Source organism: Methylicorpusculum oleiharenae (assembly GCF_009828925.2).
Classification (GTDB): Bacteria; Pseudomonadota; Gammaproteobacteria; order Methylococcales; family Methylomonadaceae; genus Methylicorpusculum; species Methylicorpusculum oleiharenae.
In genome coordinates this window covers 449,137-470,391 of the sequence record NZ_WUTY02000002.1, presented here as the reverse complement: position 1 = coordinate 470,391, position 21,255 = coordinate 449,137, and the positions used below count along the sequence as shown (strand labels likewise).

Below are 21,255 nucleotides of genomic sequence, written 5' to 3'. Positions count from 1 at the left end.
TCTCAATCATGACGTTCGATCCCGCTCAGGCTAAAAACTTCGTCGAATTGCTGATGCAACGTGCCGCCCTGCATCCCCAGCGGATGGCATTGCATTGTTTGGGGGACGTTGCATCCGAGAACGGCAGCTATAGTTTTGCCGAGCTGGATCAGCGCGCCAGGGCAGTGGCTGTAGGCTTGCGGCAAACAGTCGAGACGGGCGATAGAGTCTTGCTCCTGTTGCACAGCGGTATCGATTACGTCGCGGCTTTTTTCGGTTGCCTGTATGCCGGCGTGATCGCGGTGCCGGCTTTTCCACCCGAATCAGCGGCCAAGCAGCATGTAAAACGGCTTGTCTCGATAGTGGACGATGCCCAGCCTAAAGCCATCCTCAGCCATAGCGCTTTGCTCGACACGATCAACAAGGGCTTGGCCGCCTTGCCCGTCAAGCATGCGCCGCAAATTCTAGCGATCGATAGCATAAAGCCTCGGTTGGCCGGCGAATGGCGTATGCCGGACATATCTCAGGATGCCATTGCCTTTTTGCAATACACCTCCGGATCCACCGCCAGCCCTAAAGGCGTGATCGTCGGCCACGACAATTTGTTGGCCAATCAACGGGCGATCAAACAGGGCTTTGCCATTGGCGACGATGATGTCTTTGTTAGCTGGTTGCCGCTTTACCATGACATGGGTTTGGTCGGCAGTTTGCTGCAACCTTTATACAGCGGCATACCGCTGGTGCTGATGTCGCCGCGCTATTTTCTGGAACGGCCGGTGCGTTGGCTGGAAGCGGTCTCCCGTTTTGGCGGCACCATAAGCGGTGGGCCGGATTTCGCGTTTCGCTTGTGCAACGAGCGGATTAGCGAAGCACAATTGCAAGGCCTGCGCCTGGATAGCTGGCGACTGGCATTCTGCGGCGCCGAACCGATTCGTTACGATACCCTGACCACCTTTGCCGATAAATTCGCCGTGATTGGCCTGCCGCCGACCGCGCCTTATCCTTGTTACGGCTTGGCCGAAGCCACACTACTGGTTAGCGGCGGTCGGCCGGAGCAGGCGGCTCGAGTATTAAGCTGCGACCCGCAAGCTTTGGCGGAACATCGTATGCAAAGCGCAGCTGATGGTGTGGCGCTAGTCGATTGCGGCCATGTACAGTCGGGGCATGACGTGGTCGTCGTCGATCTCGCTAACAATGAGCCTTGCGCCGATGGCCGAATCGGCGAAATTCGGTTTGCCGGGCCTAGTATCACCCATGGTTATTGGCAAAACCCCGAAGCCAGTGCGGACACCTTTGTGGCGGCGGGCGGCAAAACCTGGCTACGCACCGGCGATTTAGGTTTTCTCGATCAAGGCAGCCTGTTCATCACCGGCCGCAGCAAGGATTTGATTCTGATCCGTGGTCAAAACCTATATCCGCAGGACATAGAACAGACCCTGGAAAATCAAATCGAATTATTGCGTAAAGGCCGGGTGGCGGCTTTCGCAGTCAATATCGACGGCCGAGAAGGCATAGGCATTGCCGCCGAAATCGGTCGTAGCACTCAGAAACTGGTTCCAGCGGAAAACCTGTTTGATACGATCAACGAAGCGGTTGCCCAGAGCTGTCAGGAACCGGCCGCGCTGATTTTGCTGCTCAATCCCGGTGCCTTACCCAAAACCAGCAGCGGTAAGTTGCAACGCAGTGCCTGCCGCCAAGGCTGGCATGACGGTAGCCTGGATTGTTATGCGGTTCAGCACGGCGGGCGTTGCGAGTCAGTCGGTACCGAAAGCGCTGAATTGAATGAGTTTGAGCAGCAAATCGCGGCCATTTGGTGCGAGGTGTTGGGAATCAAGGCAGTGATGCCGCAACAAAGCTTTTTTGCTGTGGGTGGGCAATCGATTACCGCCGTGCAAGTCATCGCCCGTCTGCGCGAGCTGCTTGGCATAGCGATCGAACCTAGGTTGTTTTTCGAAGCGCCGAGTTTGCGCGAATTTGCTGCGGTCGTCGCAACGCTGAACGCCACTAATAATCGCGATTCACTGCCCGTGATTCACAGACGAACCCAAACCGACGATTTGTTACTCTCGTTTGGCCAGGAAAGTTTGTGGTTTCTGTCTCAGCTTGACCCTGCCAGCACGGCCTACCACATTGCCGGCGGAGTGAGCATCGTCGGCGCGCTGGACTGTGCCGCGTTGCAACAGGCTTTCGACACCCTGGCCGCGCGGCACGACGCCCTGCGCACTGTGTTCTACGCCCTCGACGGCCAGCCCCGACAGCGCCTGTTGGACGCCGCGCCGGTTGACATCGACTACCACGACCTCAGCGCTCTGGACGCCGAAACCGCGCAAACCCAAGCCAGCCAACGGGCCGAAGCCGCCACTCGTCAAGCGTTCGATCTGGAACGCGGCCCGCTGTGGCGGGTCACTTTGGTTCGGCTGCCCGCCGAAGATGCGCCGGTGCACGAACTCAACCTAAGCCTGCATCATTTAATCGCCGATGGCTGGTCCCTGAACCGCCTGCTGGCCGAATTCGCCGAACTGCATGCCGCCACGCTGAACCAGCGTGTGCCGCAATTCCCGGTGTTACCCATCCGTCATGCCGACTACGCCGTCTGGCAACGCAGCTGGCTGGAAGCCGGCGAAAGCCAACGGCAACTGGCTTATTGGACCGACCGCCTGGGCGGCGAACAACCCGTCATCGAACTGCCTTTCGATCGCCCTCGGCCTTCGGAACCCAGCCACCGCGGCGGCCGGGTCACGTTTGCTTTGCCCGAAGCGCTCAGCCACGTCATCCAGCAACTGGCCCGGCAAAACAGCGCCACCGTGTTCATGGTGCTGCTGGCCGCCTTCAAGGTTCTACTGTACCGCTACAGCGGTCAAACCGATTTGCGCATCGGCCTGCCGCTGGCCAACCGCAACCGCTCAGAAAACCAACACTTGATCGGCTATTTCGTCAACACCGTGGTGTTGCGCAGCGAACTCGACAGCCGCCAGTCGTTTAACGCCTTCCTGGCCCAAATCAAACACCACCTGCTGGACGCCCAGGCTCATCCCGACCTACCATTCGAACAGCTGGTCGACGCCCTGCAACCCGAACGCCGGCTCGGACAAAACCCGCTGTTTCAAATCCTGATCAACCACCAGCAACAAGACTTCAGCGCCTTACAACAAAACGGCTGGCAAATCCAAGCCATAGACCGCGACAACGGCGCCGCCCAATTCGACCTCAGTCTCGACACCGAACAACACGGCAACGGCCGGATCGGCGGCTTCTTCACCTACGCCACCGACCTGTTCGACGCCACCACCATTCAAAGCCTGGCCGACCACTACCGACAACTATTGGCGCAACTCACCAGCCAGCCCGACACCGCTATCGCCTCCCAAGCCTTGCTGACCGCCGCCGAACAAGCGCAACTGGCTGCCTGGAACATCTGGCCCAAGACCTACGACCCGCGCCCCCCGGTGCATGAGCTGATCCAGCGCCAGGCCGAACGGCAACCGCACGCCGTGGCCTTGATCTGCGGCGAACAGCGCTTGAGTTATCAAGATTTGGAACAACAGGCCAACCGACTGGCGCACCGATTGATCGAATGGGGCGTCCAAGCCGAAAGCCGGGTGGCCCTGCTGCTGCCGCGCGGCCTGGATGCCATCGTCGCCATGCTGGCCGTCTTGAAAGCCGGCGGCGCCTACCTGCCGCTGGACCCCGAACAACCGGGCGAACGCCTGGCCGAATTGATGGCCGATGCCGGCGTGACGCTGGCGATCTCGCTATCTTCGTTGGCGATGGCGCCATCAGGCGCGAGCGATGGGCTTCGCTCGCGCTCAGCCCAGCCTACACGTTCGGCTGAGGCGGTTGCCGCCTGTGTTTGGCTCAATCTTGACGAAACCGAGCTGAGCGATTATGCCGCCAGCGCACCAGCCGTGACCCTCCACCCCGAACAACTGGCCTACCTGATCCTCACCTCCGGTTCCACCGGCCAACCCAAAAGCGTCGCCGTCGCCCACGGTGCCTTGAGCCGCCACATTCAGGCCGCCGGTGAACTCTACGCCTACACCCGTCACGATCGCGCGCTGCACTTTGCCGCCTTCACCTTCGATGCCGCCATGGAACAATGGCTGGCGCCGCTGTGCCACGGCGCGGGCGTCGTGTTGGGTTTTGGCGACTGGACCGGCGACGACACCGCCGCCGCGCTCGCGGCTCACGACATCAGCGTCATCTACCCACCGACCAGCCATCTGCTACACCTGGCCGACGCGCTCGCCGTGCGTCCGCACCCGTTCAAGCTGCGTATTGCCTGCGTCGGCGGCGAAGCCGTTTCCGCCGCCGCCCTGCACAAAGTCCGTAGCGTGCTGCGGCCCGAACGCATCATCAACGGCTACGGCCCCACCGAAACCCTCATCACCCCGTTGGCCTGGCAAGCCGACGACAACGACTGGAGCGGCTACGCCCCGATCGGCCAGGCCGTCGGCGAACGCACGCTGTATGTATTGGACCGGGATTTGAACCCACTACCGCCGGGTGCCATTGGCGAACTGTACATCGGCGGCCCCTGTCTGGCCCGTGGCTACCATCAGCGTCCCGGTCTGAGCGCCGAACGCTTCCTCCCCGATCCCTTCGCCGCCGACGGCAGCCGGCTGTATCGTACCGGCGACCGGGTCCGCTTCCGCGCCGACGGCAGCGTTGACTACCTCGGCCGCGCCGACCAACAGATCAAGCTGCGCGGCTACCGCATCGAACCCGGCGAAATCGAAGCCGCCTTGCGGCAACTGCCCGGCATCGGCGATGCCTACGTCATGCTGAGAGACGACCACGGCCGCCGCTACCTGGCCGCCTATCTGGAGCAAAACGCCACCGAAGCGACCGAACAAAACCCCAAAGTGGCCGATGATCGCTCTACAGATCCCGCAACACCCAGCCTAAGTCCGGCCGTCATCCAAACCGAACTTAGCCAACGCCTGCCGGACTACATGGTACCGGCCAAAATCGTCCTGCTGGATCGCCTGCCGCGCACCGCCCACGGCAAAGTCGACCGTCGTCGTCTGCCCGTGCCCGACTTCAGCGAAACCAGCGCCCCGCAAGCGCCGACTACTGCCAGCGAGCGCCTGCTGCTACAGCTCTGGCAAGACCTGCTTGGCCGGCAAAGCCTCGGCATTCGCGACAACTTCTTCGAACTGGGTGGCGACTCCATCATCTCCATCCAGCTGGTCAGCCGTGCCCGTGCCCAAGGCTTGCAATTCACCCCCAAAGACCTGTTCCAGCACCAGACCATCGAAAGCCTGGCCCGCGTCGCCGTGCACGCCGACCGCCAAACCGCCGCGATAGACGCCGCCGCGCAACAGCCTGCCAGCGGCAACGCCCCGCTATTACCGATCCAGCACACCTTTTTCGCGCAAAACCTGCCTAACCCGCACCACTGGAACCAATCCCTCTTGCTGCAAACCCGGCAAGCGCTCGATCTCGACCACCTGCAACAAGCCCTGGAGCAACTGATCGCCCACCACGACAGCCTGCGCCTGCGCTACCGGCAGCAAGACAGCCAATGGCTACAATACTACCAGCCCGCCGAGCAAGCACAGGCGATGGAAACCAGCCATACCTTCCAAACAAGTCACGACGGAATGGCGGCCAGCGTGCTCGACCGCCATTCCGTGGTCACGGTAGACGGCATCAGCGGCATCGCCCAACAAGCCCAACGCCGCCTCAACCTACAACACGGCCCCTTGTTCAAAGCCGTGCACATCCCGGTAGACGACGGCAGCGAACGCCTGCTGCTGATCGGCCATCACCTGATCGTCGACGCCGTCTCCTGGCGCATCCTGCTGGAAGATCTGCAAAGCCTCTACCAGCAACGGCAACAAGGCCAAACCCCGCGCCTGCCGGCCAAAACCGCCAGCTACCAAGCCTGGAGCGGCGCACTGCAACGTTATGCCGAAAGCCAACACCTGCAAGCCCAACGCGGCTACTGGCAAGCACAAACCGCAAGCCCAGGCCGAATCCAAGCAGCCCCCTGGCCCTACGACCATCCGCAAGGCCGCGCGCAAAGCCGCGACCGGGTCAGCCAAAGCCTGACTCTGGACAGCGCCCGCACCCGGCAGCTGCTACACGACGCCAACGGCGCCTACCGCACCCGCATCCAGGAACTGCTGCTGGCCGCCCTGGCCCGCACCCTTAGCGAATGGACCGGGCACGCCGACATCGGCATCGAACTCGAAGGCCACGGCCGCGAAGCCGACGCCGTGATCCAGACCACACAAGGCATCAACGCCAATCACCATAACAGCAATAACAGCGCCCTCGACCTCAGCCGCAGCATCGGCTGGTTCACCAGTCTGTACCCGGTCAAACTCAGCGTAGGCCGGGACTGGGCCGAAACCGTCAAAACCGTCAAGGAACAACTGCGTAGCGTCCCGTCCAATGGCATCGGCTATGGCGTATTGCGCTACCTGAGCGATCAATCCGGCAACCACGAACAAGTTGCTGTCGAAGACCAACGTCACGACAAACCCAAAGTCACCTTCAACTACCTGGGTCAACTCGACACCAGCTTCGATGCCGCAGCGCTCCTGCGCCCGGCCGCCGAAAACAGCGGCGACGAACGCGACCCCGAAGCGCCGCTGGGCAACGAATTGGAAATCAACGGCGAAATCTACCAAGGCCAACTACGGCTGCAGTGGAGTTACAGCGGCCAGCGCTACCAAGCACGCACCATTGCCACGCTATTGCAACGTTATCAGACCCACCTGGATCAGCTGCTCGACCACTGCCTCGAAGCCGAGACTCACCTGACCCCCAACGACGTGCCGCTGGCCCAGGTTACTCAAGCCCAGCTCGACGCCCTGCCGGTCGAACACCGCCAAATCGAAGACCTGTACCCCCTGTCGCCCATGCAACAGGGCATCTTGTTTCATGCTTTGCAGCACGGTGATGACGATCCGTATTTCTATCAGCGGGTATTCTCGCTACGCGGGCCATTGAATACGAACGGGTTCATCGCGTCCTGGCAAAACGTCATCGCCCGCCATCCGGCCTTGCGCTCGGTTTATTATTTCGAAGACGCCCATACGCCGTTGCAAATTGTCTGCAAAACCCGAAACATCGATTTGTTCGAGGGTGATTGGCGCGGCATGTTGCCCGCAGAACGTTGGGAAATGCTAGTGCAATGTCTGCGCAACGAACGTGCGCAGGGGTTCGATTTTGCCGGTCGGCGTGGTTTTGCCTTGAGCCTGATCCGGGTCGAAGACGAGGCCTGGTGGCTGATCTGGAGCCATCACCATATCGCGCTGGACGGCTGGAGCATGGGCTTGGTGTTGCGCGACGTCATGCAAGGGTATTACGGCAAAGCGTTGCCGGCGGTGCCGGCCCATGCCGAATATCTGCATTGGTTGAATGGCCGCGATCAGCGTAGCGCGCTGGATTTTTGGCGCAATAGCCTGGCCGGTTGTGAAGACATGACGCCGTTGCCGTTGGTGGCGCTAAGCGCCACCGGTACTGAATCCTACATCTATGAAGAAGTCGAGATCAGTCTGTCGGTGAGCGAAACGCAAGCCGTGCAAGCGGCCGCGCGCCGCTACGGCGTGACGATCAGCACGTTGTTACAGGGGGCTTATGCCTTGCTGCTTGGACGGCATGGCGGTTGCGATGCCGCGCTGTTTGGTGTCACCGTGTCGGGGCGTTCGGCCGATTTGGCCGGCATCGAGGCCATGGCTGGTTTGTTCATCAACACCTTGCCGCTACGCGTCGAGCTGGACGGCAGACAGGCACTGAGCGCTTGGCTGCAAGCCATTCAGTCGCAAACCGCCGCCATGCGCGATTATGAATTCACCCCGTTGCCGGAGATTCAACGCCTGGCCGCCTTTGGCGAGGCAAAAAACCTGTTCGAGGCCATTCTGGTGTTTGAAAACTATCCTCTGGACGAGGTATTGAAGCAACCCATGCAAGGCCTGAAAGTCGGGTTGCTGGATGACGAGGATGGCAGCGGTCCATTGAAGCATAACCGCGGCCGCAACAACTATGCGCTAAGTCTGATCGCCGGTTTGGACGGCCACTTGCATTTCACCTTTTCCGGCCGGAAAACTCGGTTTCAACCTAATGCGATGAGCTTGTTGGCTCGGCGCTTTCGCTACTTGCTGCAACAAATCGTTGCCGGTGAACCAATGCAGTTGGCTGACGTGCAGCTCGAATCCGCCTTGCCAAGCGTGTTGGAAACCGATACTGCATGGACGCCGGCGTTTTCAAATCCGCTGGCAGCCTGGCAAGCTCAAGTCTTGCGTCAGCCACAGGCTTTAGCGGTGCGCGACGAACAGCGTAGCCTCAGCTTTATAGCGCTGGATTTGGCGGCCAACCGGCTGGCGAACGCGTTGCTGGCGCAGGGCGTCACCGGCGAAACGCCGGTCGGTGTGTTGATCGAACGTTCGACGCTATTGCCGGTCAGTCTGTTGGCGATCTTGAAGATAGGCGCGGTTTATCTGCCACTGGATACTGCCTTGCCCGAACAACGCTTGCGGCAACTGCTAAGGGACAGCGGCGCCAACTGCGTCGTGACCGGTCATGCCGGCGTAAAACACTTGGCCGCTTACGGTTGCCGCATTGTGAATCTGGATACACTGGATTGGTGGCAACTGTCCGCCGAATGGGCGCCTCGCGTATTGCATTCACAGCAGGCCGCGTATCGCATCTACACCTCCGGTTCCACCGGTGAACCCAAGGGAGTTACGGTCAGCCATGCCGCCATGAATCAGTATCTGCACGGGGTATTGCAGCGTCTGGCATTGCCGGATGAGTGTGCCATGGCGATGGTCTCGACGCCGGCCGCCGACCTTGGCCACACCGTGTTGTTTGGTGCTTTGTACTCGGGCCGATCTTTGTATTTGGTCTCTGCCGATTGCGTCGCCGATCCGGACCGCTTTGCGCGGATGATGAGCGATAACCGCATTGGGGCCTTGAAAATCGTGCCCAGTCATTTGCGTGGCCTGTTGCAGGCGGCCAGTCCCGCCGACGTGCTTCCGGAGCATGTGTTGATTCTGGGTGGCGAGGCTTGTCCATGGGATTTGCTGGAAACCATTCACAAACTGAAACCTCGGTGCCGGATCATCAATCATTACGGCCCGACCGAAACCACGGTCGGTGTGCTGACCCACGAACCCGATGCCGTTCAGGCCGGAGCCACTGTGCCCGTCGGCAACCCCTTGCCCGGCGTACATGCCTATTTACTGGATGCCGATCTGAATCCGGTGCCGGTCGATGTACCCGGCGAGTTATACATCGGCGGCGCCGGCTTGGCGCGCGGTTACCACGGCAAGGCCTGCATGACGGCGGAACGCTTTTTACCCAATCCGTTCCGCGATGGCGAACGCGTTTACCGAACCGGCGATCGAGCAGTATTGCGCGACGGCAGCCTGGTCTGGCTGGGGCGGATGGACAATCAGGTCAAAATCCGCGGTTACCGCATCGAACCCGACGAGGTCGCCCGCATTCTGCGCAGCCTGAGCGGCGTCGCCGACGCGCTGGTGGTGGCCGAAGCCGGTGACAGCGACGGCCGTTTGCAACTGCTGGGGTATGTGGTGCCCGAGCGGCAAACAGCGCTGGATGTACCTGCTTTGCGCGCTGAACTGGCGAATAAGTTGCCGGAGTACATGGTGCCGGCGCATATCCTGGCCCTGGACGCGATTCCGCTGACTGCCAACGGCAAAGTAGACCGCAGGGCCTTGCCCAAACCTCGGCAGCAGATGCGCGAAACCGTGGCGCCACGTAACGAACTCGAAGCGCAGCTGGCGGCTATCTGGCAAACGGTATTGAAAACCGATGCCGTCGGCGTGACCGATAATTTTTTCGAGCTCGGTGGCGACTCGATCCTGAGTTTGCAAATCATTGCACGCGCCCGTAAACAGGGCATCAAACTGACACCGAAACTGTTGTTCGAAAAACAGACCATAGCCGAACTGGCGGACGCCGTTGGTCTGCCCAAGGCCGAAGCTAATCTCGAGGGTAAGCAAGCCGAGATTACGCGTCGCGGGTTAAACGGACCGCTGCCGTTATCTTATGGACAGGAGCGGCTCTGGTTTTTGGCGCAATTACAACCCGAGAGTACTGCCTATCACATCAACGGTGGTTTGCGACTGTCCGGACAGCTCGATTTGGCCGCGCTGAAAAGCAGCTTTGAAATCTTGACGGCCCGCCATGACATGTTGCGGACTCGCTTCATCGCCGTGGACGGCAAGCCGTTGCAAGTGGCGGAATCCTTAGTCCCGGTACCGTTGCGCCTGATCGATTCAGCCACCTGCGTAAATGCGGCAGTCGAGTTGGCCGCTTGGTCGGCACAAGAAGCGGTAGTGCCTTTCGATTTTGAACAAGGGCCATTATGGCGGGCAACCTTGATCGCCATCGGCGAGCAACACCACGAATTATGGCTGACCTTGCATCACTTGCTGGCCGACGGCTGGTCGGTCGGTCGCCTGTTGCAGGAATTCGCCGAACTTTACGCGGCGGCCTTGGAACGACGCCCGCCGGATTTGTCGGCACTGGCCATCAGCTATGCCGATTACGCGGTCTGGCAGCGGCAATGGCTGGCGGCAGGCGAAGGCGAACGGCAAAGCCAATACTGGCTACAGCAACTCGGCGGTGAGCAGCCCGTGCTGCAATTGCCCGTCGATCATGCCAGGCCAGCGGTATCCAGCGGCCAAGGGGCGGCGCTCAGTTTTAGTCTGTCGGGAACCGTAAGCGAACGCCTGAAACAATTGGCGGTCGAAACATCGACTACGCCATTCATGGTATTGCTTGCCGCATTTCAAGCCTTGCTGTATCGCTACAGCGGACAGTCCGATCTGAGCATCGGCATTCCTGTCGCCAATCGCAGCCGGATCGAAACCGAAGCCGTGGTCGGCTTTTTCGTCAATACCTTGGTGTTGCGCGGCGATTGTCGCGGCGAGCTGAACTTTTTACAGCTGCTGGCGCAAGTCAAGCAAACCGTGCTGGGCGCCCAGGATCACCCCGATCTGCCGTTCGAGCATTTGGTCGAACTATTGCAGCCGCAACGCAGCCTGAACCGCAATCCGCTGTTCCAGGTGATGATGAACCATCAAAAACGCGACATGAGCGTGCTGAAGAGCTTGCCGGGGCTGGCTGTCGAGCGCATCGGCCGCGAGGCGGATGCCGCGCAATTCGATTTGAGCCTAGTCACCGAGGAAGATGAAAACGGTTTGATTACCGGCAATTGGGTGTATGCGGCGGAGCTGTTCGAGTCCGAGACGATAGTCCGCTTGAGCCGACACTTTTTGAGTTTGTTGGAGCAGTGGTTGGCGCAACCCGAACAGCCGCTAGTGAATATCGGTCTTTTAACAGCGGCGGAACGAAGCCAACTGAATGTCTGGAACGCCACGCCGCGCAGCTATCCCGAGGGCTTGATTCACAGCCTGATTAGCCAACGCGCCACAATGCAACCGGAGGCGATCGCCCTGGCGTTTGGCGAGCAAACCCTGAACTATGCCGAACTGGAGAGCCGTTCCAACCTTCTGGCGCATTATTTGATCAGCCAAGGCGTCGGCCCGGAAATCCCTGTCGGCATAGCTGTCGAACGTTCCTTGGAATTAGTGGTCGGCCTGCTGGCCATCGTCAAGGCCGGCGGCGCCTTCGTGCCCCTGGATCCCGACTATCCCGCCGACCGGCTGGCGTACATGATCGAAGACTCCGGCATCGGCTTGTTGTTGAGTCACGGCGCGGTGTGGCCCAAGTTGCAAGGCATTTGCGGTACGCAGCACCCAAAAGGGCATAAATGCGTACCCTACGATCTGGATGAACTGGACTTGAGCGGCCAACCCGATTTTGCGCCCAGCCCAAGGCTGCATCCGGAAAGCCCGGCCTACATCATCTATACCTCCGGCTCCACCGGCCGGCCCAAAGGCGCGGCCAACAGCCATGCCGCCCTGGCCAATCGCCTGCACTGGATGCAGGAAGCCTATGCCATCGGCCTTGGCGACACCGTGCTGCAAAAAACCCCGTTCAGCTTCGACGTCTCGGTGTGGGAATTCTTCTGGCCCTTGCTGACCGGCGCCCGTCTGGCGATTGCCGGACCCGGCGCGCATCGCGACCCGGCCGAACTGGCGCGACTGATGCTCAAGCACCGCGTCGGCACCCTGCATTTCGTGCCGTCCATGCTGACCGAATTCGTCAACCAGCCCAAGCTGCCGGCGCTCCCCGACCTGAAACGTATCGTCTGTAGCGGCGAAGCCTTGCCGGCGGAACTACAACAGCGAGTATTTCAGCGATTGCCGGGCGTCGAACTCGACAACCTGTATGGCCCCACCGAAGCCGCGATCGACGTCACCCACTGGACCTGCCGCGATGATGGGGGTCACAGCGTGCCGATCGGCCAACCCATCGCCAACAGCCAAATCCACATTCTGGATGCCCACCTCAACCCGCTACCGGCGGGCGTCGCCGGCGAACTGTACATCGGAGGCCGAGGCCTGGCGCGCGGCTACCACCGCCGTTCCGGCCTGACCGCCGAACGTTTCATACCCGACCCGTTCGGCAGCGGCGGCCGCCTGTACCGCACCGGCGACCGGGCCAAGTGGCGCAACGACGGCGTCATCGAATACCTGGGCCGCCTGGATCATCAGATCAAACTGCGCGGCCTGCGCATTGAGCTGGGCGAAATCGAAGCGGCGTTATTGGCGCAACAAGGCATAGCCGAAGCGGCGGTGTTGCTGAAAGAAGGCCAGGGCGGCGGACGATTGGTAGCGTATCTGGTGGCGGACGCGGGTGAAGCAGGTCATGACGCCTTGCTGAGGGCCTTGCGCAGTCGCTTGCCGGAATACATGGTGCCGTCGGCGCTGGTGTGTCTGGATAGCCTGCCTAAAACCGCCAACGGCAAACTGGATCGCAAAGCCCTGCCCGAACCTCACTGGAGCGGCCGCGAATTTCAGGCGCCGCAAACCGGGACCGAACAACGATTGGCTAATGCCTGGCAAAGCCTGCTGAGCGTGGAACGGGTTGGGCGTAGCGATAACTTCTTCGAATTGGGCGGGCATTCGTTGTTGGCGACACGTTTGGTAGCGCAAATTCGTACCGATCTGGGCGTGGATTTACCGTTGCGCAACGTATTCGAAACCGAGGATCTGCGGCAATTGGCCGAGCGTATCGATCAGCTCGGTGCGGCCCTGGTCGGCGACGAGGTGTTGGCGGATATGAGCGGGTGGCTGGATGAGTTGGAGCTTTCTTAATGGCGGAGCAGGCATTAGCAACATCAAAGGATAACAATCAATACGATATGAAATTGAATACCGACAGCTTGGCTGCTGACAAATACCCGCAAGCATCGCCGAAATCCGCCAATCCGATGGTCGGCGAGGATTTGGTACGCCGCTTTGTCGCCTTGCCGCTGGAAAAGCGGCGGCTGTTTCTGGATAGGCTGCAGCAGCAAGGCGGCGATTTCTCCAAGCTGCCGATTCCAGCGCAATTGTGTGGCGACGACGATATTCCGCTATCGTTGGTGCAGCAAGGGCTGTGGATTTTGCACCAGCTCGACCCTGCCAGCACGGCCTATCACATTGCCGGCGGAGTGAGCATCGTCGGCGCGCTGGACTGTGCCGCGTTGCAACAGGCTTTCGACACCCTGGCCGCGCGGCACGACGCCCTGCGCACTGTGTTCTACGCCCTCGACGGCCAGCCCCGACAGCGCCTGTTGGACGCCGCGCCGGTTGACATCGACTACCACGACCTCAGCGCTCTGGACGCCGAAACCGCGCAAACCCAAGCCAGCCAACGGGCCGAAGCCGCCACTCGTCAAGCGTTCGATCTGGAACGCGGCCCGCTGTGGCGGGTCACTTTGGTTCGGCTGCCCGCCGAAGATGCGCCGGTGCACGAACTCAACCTAAGCCTGCATCATTTAATCGCCGATGGCTGGTCCCTGAACCGCCTGCTGGCCGAATTCGCCGAACTGCATGCCGCCACGCTGAACCAGCGTGTGCCGCAATTCCCGGTGTTACCCATCCGTCATGCCGACTACGCCGTCTGGCAACGCAGCTGGCTGGAAGCCGGCGAAAGCCAACGGCAACTGGCTTATTGGACCGACCGCCTGGGCGGCGAACAACCCGTCATCGAACTGCCTTTCGATCGCCCTCGGCCTTCGGAACCCAGCCACCGCGGCGGCCGGGTCACGTTTGCTTTGCCCGAAGCGCTCAGCCACGTCATCCAGCAACTGGCCCGGCAAAACAGCGCCACCGTGTTCATGGTGCTGCTGGCCGCCTTCAAGGTTCTACTGTACCGCTACAGCGGTCAAACCGATTTGCGCATCGGCCTGCCGCTGGCCAACCGCAACCGCTCAGAAAACCAACACTTGATCGGCTATTTCGTCAACACCGTGGTGTTGCGCAGCGAACTCGACAGCCGCCAGTCGTTTAACGCCTTCCTGGCCCAAATCAAACACCACCTGCTGGACGCCCAGGCTCATCCCGACCTACCATTCGAACAGCTGGTCGACGCCCTGCAACCCGAACGCCGGCTCGGACAAAACCCGCTGTTTCAAATCCTGATCAACCACCAGCAACAAGACTTCAGCGCCTTACAACAAAACGGCTGGCAAATCCAAGCCATAGACCGCGACAACGGCGCCGCCCAATTCGACCTCAGTCTCGACACCGAACAACACGGCAACGGCCGGATCGGCGGCTTCTTCACCTACGCCACCGACCTGTTCGACGCCACCACCATTCAAAGCCTGGCCGACCACTACCGACAACTATTGGCGCAACTCACCAGCCAGCCCGACACCGCTATCGCCTCCCAAGCCTTGCTGACCGCCGCCGAACAAGCGCAACTGGCTGCCTGGAACATCTGGCCCAAGACCTACGACCCGCGCCCCCCGGTGCATGAGCTGATCCAGCGCCAGGCCGAACGGCAACCGCACGCCGTGGCCTTGATCTGCGGCGAACAGCGCTTGAGTTATCAAGATTTGGAACAACAGGCCAACCGACTGGCGCACCGATTGATCGAATGGGGCGTCCAAGCCGAAAGCCGGGTGGCCCTGCTGCTGCCGCGCGGCCTGGATGCCATCGTCGCCATGCTGGCCGTCTTGAAAGCCGGCGGCGCCTACCTGCCGCTGGACCCCGAACAACCGGGCGAACGCCTGGCCGAATTGATGGCCGATGCCGGCGTGACGCTGGCGATCTCGCTATCTTCGTTGGCGATGGCGCCATCAGGCGCGAGCGATGGGCTTCGCTCGCGCTCAGCCCAGCCTACACGTTCGGCTGAGGCGGTTGCCGCCTGTGTTTGGCTCAATCTTGACGAAACCGAGCTGAGCGATTATGCCGCCAGCGCACCAGCCGTGACCCTTCACCCCGAGCAACTGGCCTACCTGATCCACACCTCCGGTTCCACCGGCAAACCCAAAAGCGTCGCCGTCGCCCATGGCGCCTTGGCGCGGCATTGCCTGGCCATTGCCGAACGTTATGAAATCAAACGGGACGATACGGCTTTGCATTTCGCCGCCTTCACCTTCGACGCCGCCATGGAGCAATGGCTGGTACCGTTGATCAACGGTTGCCGCTTAGTGATCCGGGATGAATTGTGGAGCGCGGAGCAGGCCTACCATATCTTGATCGAACAGGGCGTCAGTTGGTTCGAAATGCCGCCGGCTTACCTGACCGAAATCGCCCGCTGGGCCGAACAGCAGGGACTTACCCTGCCGCTGCGGGCTTGTTCGGTGGGCGGCGAAGCGGTCAGCAAGGAAAATCTGGCGCAAATCCGCCGGGTGGTGGGCGACGCGCCCATCGTCAACGGTTACGGTCCCACCGAAACCTTGATTACACCGTTGGTGTGGAGTGCGCACAAAAATACCGAGTGCGATACCGCCTATGCGCCGATAGGCACCGGCGTCGGCGAGCGTACGCTTTATATATTGGACAAGGATCTGAATCCCTTGCCGCTGGGTGCCATCGGCGAACTGTACATCGGCGGCCCTTGTCTGGCCCGAGGCTACCATGGCCGGCCGGACTTGACCGCCGAACGCTTTATTCCCGACCCGTTCGCAGCGGATGGCATCCGGCTATACCGCACCGGCGACTTGGTGCGTTTCCGCGTCGACGGCAATGTGGATTATTTCGGCCGCGGCGATCATCAGATCAAGTTGCGCGGCTACCGTATCGAATTGGGCGAGATCGAAGCGCAGGTCTTGTCGCATCCTGCCGTGAGTGAAGCCGTGGCCATCGCCGACGGCGAGGGCAGCGACAAGCGGCTATTGGTGTATGCGGTTGCCGCCGGCGAAATCACTGCGGATGATTTGAAACTCTATTTGCAAAGCCGTTTGCCTGACTACATGATTCCGGCGCAAATCATTCTGCTCGACCGTTTGCCACGACTGACCAGCGGCAAGCTGGACCGCAAAGCTTTACCCAAACCGGAATGGACGACGGAGCAAAACTTTCGGGCGCCGCAAACCGAGGCCGAGCGAGCGCTGACCGACATATGGCAGGACGTGCTGGGCTTTAATAGGATCGGCATCGACGATAATTTTTTCGAACTGGGCGGCGATTCTATTCTGTCGATTCGAGTGGTCAGCCGCGCCCGCGAAGCCGGTTGGCAGTTCACGCCCAAGGAGTTGTTTTTGCACCAAACCGTCGCCGGCCTGGCAGCTGTCGCACAACCTGCACGGCAAGCAGGCGATGCCGTGGAGGATATTGTCAACGGCGAAGCGGCGTTGTCGCCGATTCAGGCTCAGTTTTTTCAGGATGATGTTCCCAATCGCCAGCACTGGAATTTGTCCTTGCTGTTGCAAGCTCGCCAGCCACTGGACGAAACCAAGCTGGAGCGGGCGCTGCAAACCTTGATCAATCATCACGATAGCCTGCGTTTACGTTATCGCCTGGAAGATGGGGCTTGGCGCCAATATTACGCCGACCTCGATGCCGGAGATGCCACCGATGTACTATGGCGGCGCAAGGCTCAGGATAGCGCCGAGGTCGAAAGTATCGCCAATCAGGCTCAGCGCAGTCTGAATTTGCAGCAGGGTCCGTTGCTGCGCGCCGTGTCCATTCGCGTTGCCGACGACAGCCAAAGGTTGCTGTTGGTGGTGCATCATCTGGTGGTCGATGGCGTATCCTGGCGAATATTGCTGGAGGATTTACAAGGGCTCTATAACGGCGACCCGGCCTTGCCGACCAAGACCGCCAGTTTCAAACACTGGACGCAACGCCTGCAAGATTACGCCGACAGCGAAACGATTAACCGGCAACTGCCTTACTGGCTGGCGCTGGCCGAGGGCGGCGGTGGCAACGAATTACCGCGCGATTTTCCGCAAGATGCCGGCAGTTTTGCCGACGCCCGCACGCTGAGCCTGACGATTTCCAGCGAAACCACCCGGCAATTGTTGCAACAGGCACCCGCGGCTTACCGTACACGGGTCAACGATTTGTTGTTGACTGCGTTGGCGCGGGTGTTGTGTCGCTGGAGCGGTCGCGACAGGGTTCTGGTAGAACTGGAAAGCCATGGCCGCGAAGATCTGTTCGAGGATACCGACCTCAGTCGCAGCGTCGGCTGGTTCACCAGTGTGTATCCCGTCTGTCTGTCTGCCATTGCCGATTCCGGCGCCGCGATCAAAACCGTCAAGGATCAACTGCGCAGCGTGCCGGACGGCGGCTTGGGGTTCGGCGTCTTGAAATATTTGGCGGAGCCCGTAGTGCAAGCGCAATTGGCGGCCTTGCCGCAACCCCGAGTCAGCTTCAATTATTTCGGCCAATTCGATGCCGAGCAGGCTTTATTCGAGGTGGCGCCGGAAACCGCCGGTGCTGACCGCGACCCCGCCGTGCCGCTGCCGTGCTGGCTGGAAATCAATGCCCAGGTGTTGGCGGGCGAATTGGAATTGCGTTGGCGTTACAGCGAAAACCAGTACCGCGCCGAAACCGTGCTGGGTTTGCTGGAAGCCTATCGCGCCGAATTGACCATGTTGGTGGAACATTGCTTGAGCGGCGCCAAAGGCGCGACGCCGGCCGATTTTGCGTTGGCCGGTCTGAGCCAACCGCAAATCGACGCGCTGCCGGTTGCCATCGAGGTTGTCGAAGATATTTATCCGTTGGCGCCGATGCAGCAAGGCATTTTGTTTCATGCCCTGCTGGAGCCGGAAACCGGGGTGTACGTCAATCAGATGACGTTGGACATCGAGGGCCTGGACGTCGAGCGCTTTGCCGCCGCCTGGCGCAAGGCAATCGCCCGGCACGATATATTGCGCAGTGCCTTTGTTTGGCGCGGCGAGGCCGACCGGCCGTTACAAGTGGTTTACAGGCAGGCGGCATTGCCGCTGGAAATCCTTGACTGGCGTGGCCGCGCGGCTTCCGAAGCCGAGTTGGCGGCATTGGCCGCCGAAGAACACGCGCGCGGCTTCGACCCTGCGCAAGCGCCGCTGATGCGCTTGTTGCTGGTGCGGCTTTCCGAGCGGACTTACCGCTGGATCTGGACCAGCCATCATGTTCTGTTGGACGGCTGGAGTACCTCGCAATTGCTCGGCGAAGTGTTGCAAAGCTATGCCGGTTCCGAGCGCGGCGCGGGTTGCCGATACCGAGATTTCATCGCCTGGCTGCAACAAAAAGACCCGGCGGACAGCGAACGCTTCTGGCGCCGGCATTTGGCGGAGCTGGACGAGCCGACTCTGCTGGCCGCCGCGCTTGGCCGGGCTGGCGGAGCAGGTCACGGCAGTTACAGCGAGCGACTGGATGCGAATATCACTAGGAACCTGCAGGACTTCGCCCAGCGTCAGCGCATTACCTTGAATACCTTGCTGCAAGGCGCCTGGGCGCTGGTGTTGCAACGTTATTGCGGCCAACAAACCGTGGCGTTTGGCGTTACCGTATCCGGGCGACCTGCGGATTTGTCAGGCGTGGACGGCATGTTAGGTCTGTTTATCAATACGTTGCCGTTGATCGTCACCGGCAGGTCCGAGCAATCGGTCGCTGACTGGTTGCGAGCCCTGCAGCAAGACAATCTGGTTTTGCGCGAACACGAACAAACGCCGCTGTACGATATTCAGCGCTGGGCCGGGCAAGCCGGGGTGGCGCTGTTCGATACATTGTTGGTATTCGAAAACTTTCCGGTCGACGCCGCGTTGCGCAATGCCGATGCCGGCCTGCAATTCGGTTTGCCCCGGCATATCGATATCACCCACTATCCGTTGACATTGAATGTCAGTGTCGGCGAGTCGCTCGGGCTGGCCTTCGGTTATTGGCGGGATCGATTCGATGCCGATGTCGTACAGGTTTTGGAGCGGCATTTTCGCCAGTTGCTGTTGGACATGATCGAAGATGGCGAACGCCCGCTTGCCAATTTGAGCTCACTGACGGCAGCCGAACAAAGCCAGCTTGCTGCCTGGAACGCCACGCCGCGCGACTATCCCGTCGGCCTGGTTCATCAGTTAATCAGCCAACAGGCCTTGATCCGGCCGGAGGCGATCGCCCTGGCGTTTGGCGAGCAAACCCTGAGTTATGCCGAACTGGAGAGCCGTGCCAACCGTCTGGCGCATTATTTGATCAGCCAAGGCGTCGGCCCGGAAATTCCTGTCGGCATAGCTGTCGAACGTTCCTTGGAATTAGTGGTCGGCCTGCTGGCCATCGTCAAGGCCGGCGGCGCCTACGTGCCCCTGGATCCCGACTATCCCGCCGACCGGCTGGCGTACATGATCGAAGACTCCGGCATCGGCTTGTTGTTGAGTCACGGCGCGGTGTGGCCCAAGTTGCAAGGCATTTGCGGTACGCAGCACCCAAAAGGGCATAAATGCGTACCCTACGATCTGGATGAACTGGACTTGAGCGGCCAACCCGATTTTGCGCCCAGCCCAAGGCTGCATCCGGAAAGCCCGGCCTACATCATCTATACCTCCGGCTCCACCGGACGGCCCAAGGGTGCCGCCAACCCCCATGTCGCGTTGGCCAACCGGCTGCACTGGATGCAGGAAGCTTATGCCATCGGCCCTGGCGATACCGTGCTGCAAAAAACCCCATTCAGCTTCGACGTCTCGGTGTGGGAATTCTTCTGGCCCTTGCTGACCGGCGCCCGTCTGGCGATTGCCGGATCCGGCGCGCATCGCGACCCGGCCGAACTGGCGCGACTGATGCTCAAGCACCGCGTCGGCACCCTGCATTTCGTGCCGTCCATGCTGGCCGAATTCGTCAACCAGCCCAAGCTGCCGGCGCTCCCCGACCTGAAACGTATCGTCTGTAGCGGCGAAGCCTTGCCGGCGGAACTACAACAGCGAGTATTTCAGCGATTGCCGGGCGTCGAACTCGACAACCTGTATGGCCCCACCGAAGCCGCGATCGACGTCACCCACTGGACCTGCCGCGATGATGGGGGTCACAGCGTGCCGATCGGCCAACCCATCGCCAACAGCCAAATCCACATTCTGGATGCCCACCTCAACCCGCTACCGGCGGGCGTCGCCGGCGAACTATACATCGGAGGCCGAGGCCTGGCGCGCGGCTACCACCGCCGTTCCGGCCTGACCGCCGAACGTTTCATACCCGACCCGTTCGGCAGCGGCGGCCGCCTGTACCGCACCGGCGACCGGGCCAAGTGGCGCAACGACGGCGTCATCGAATACCTGGGCCGCCTGGATCATCAGATCAAACTGCGCGGCCTGCGCATTGAGCTGGGCGAAATCGAAGCGGCGTTATTGGCGCAACAAGGCGTGGACGAAGCAGTGGTATCGCTGAAAGACAGTCCGCACGGACATTATCTGGTCGCCTATGTCGCCACCGCCGGTCGCCAACTTGTGGTCGAAACGCTGCAACAAGGTTTGCGGCAGCGCCTGCCCGACTACATGGTTCCCGCCGCCATCGTCTTACTGGACAGCCTGCCCAAAACCGTTAACGGTAAACTCGACCGCAAAGCCCTGCCCGAACCCGAACTGAACCGGCGTAGCTACCATGCGCCGCACAGCGCGACAGAACGGGTGCTGGCCGAAATATGGCAGGAGTTGCTGAATATCGACAGGGTCGGCCTGGACGACCATTTCTTCGAGCTGGGCGGGCATTCCTTGCTGGCGATGAAACTGGTGGGCCGCGTCAAGCAGTCGGCCGGGGTTGAATTGCCGGTGCTGCGCATATTCGAAATCCCGCGGTTGGCGGCGCTGGCGGCGGAAATCGACTCGCTGCAAGCCCTATCTGCGCAACAGCCGGATTTACAGTCCGAATTGTCAGGCGCTCTGGCCGAGTTGCAAGGTCTGTCGGCGGAAGATTTGCTGGCCTTGCTGGCCGCCGAAGAATGAAACGATCGCTGCCTGTTTCGTGCGCAGCGACGTAAACCTTATTGAAA

The 21,255-nt window shown here is 60.7% G+C and carries 2 protein-coding genes; both read left to right on the top strand.

Going from position 1 to position 21,255, the window contains the following annotated elements:
- The first annotated feature begins 8 nt into the window (after nucleotides 1–8).
- Nucleotides 9–13,181 (top strand): non-ribosomal peptide synthase/polyketide synthase, encoded by a 13,173-nt coding sequence (locus tag GO003_RS25360; protein ID WP_231089288.1) that lies wholly within the window; start codon nucleotides 9–11, stop codon nucleotides 13,179–13,181.
- Nucleotides 13,181–21,208 carry a non-ribosomal peptide synthetase gene (locus GO003_RS25355; protein WP_231089287.1) on the top strand — a complete coding sequence of 2,676 codons (8,028 nt, stop codon included), beginning with the start codon at nucleotides 13,181–13,183 and terminating at the stop codon, nucleotides 21,206–21,208. The genes GO003_RS25360 and GO003_RS25355 overlap by 1 nt, the downstream gene beginning before the upstream one ends.
- Nucleotides 21,209–21,255: the final 47 nt, after the last annotated feature.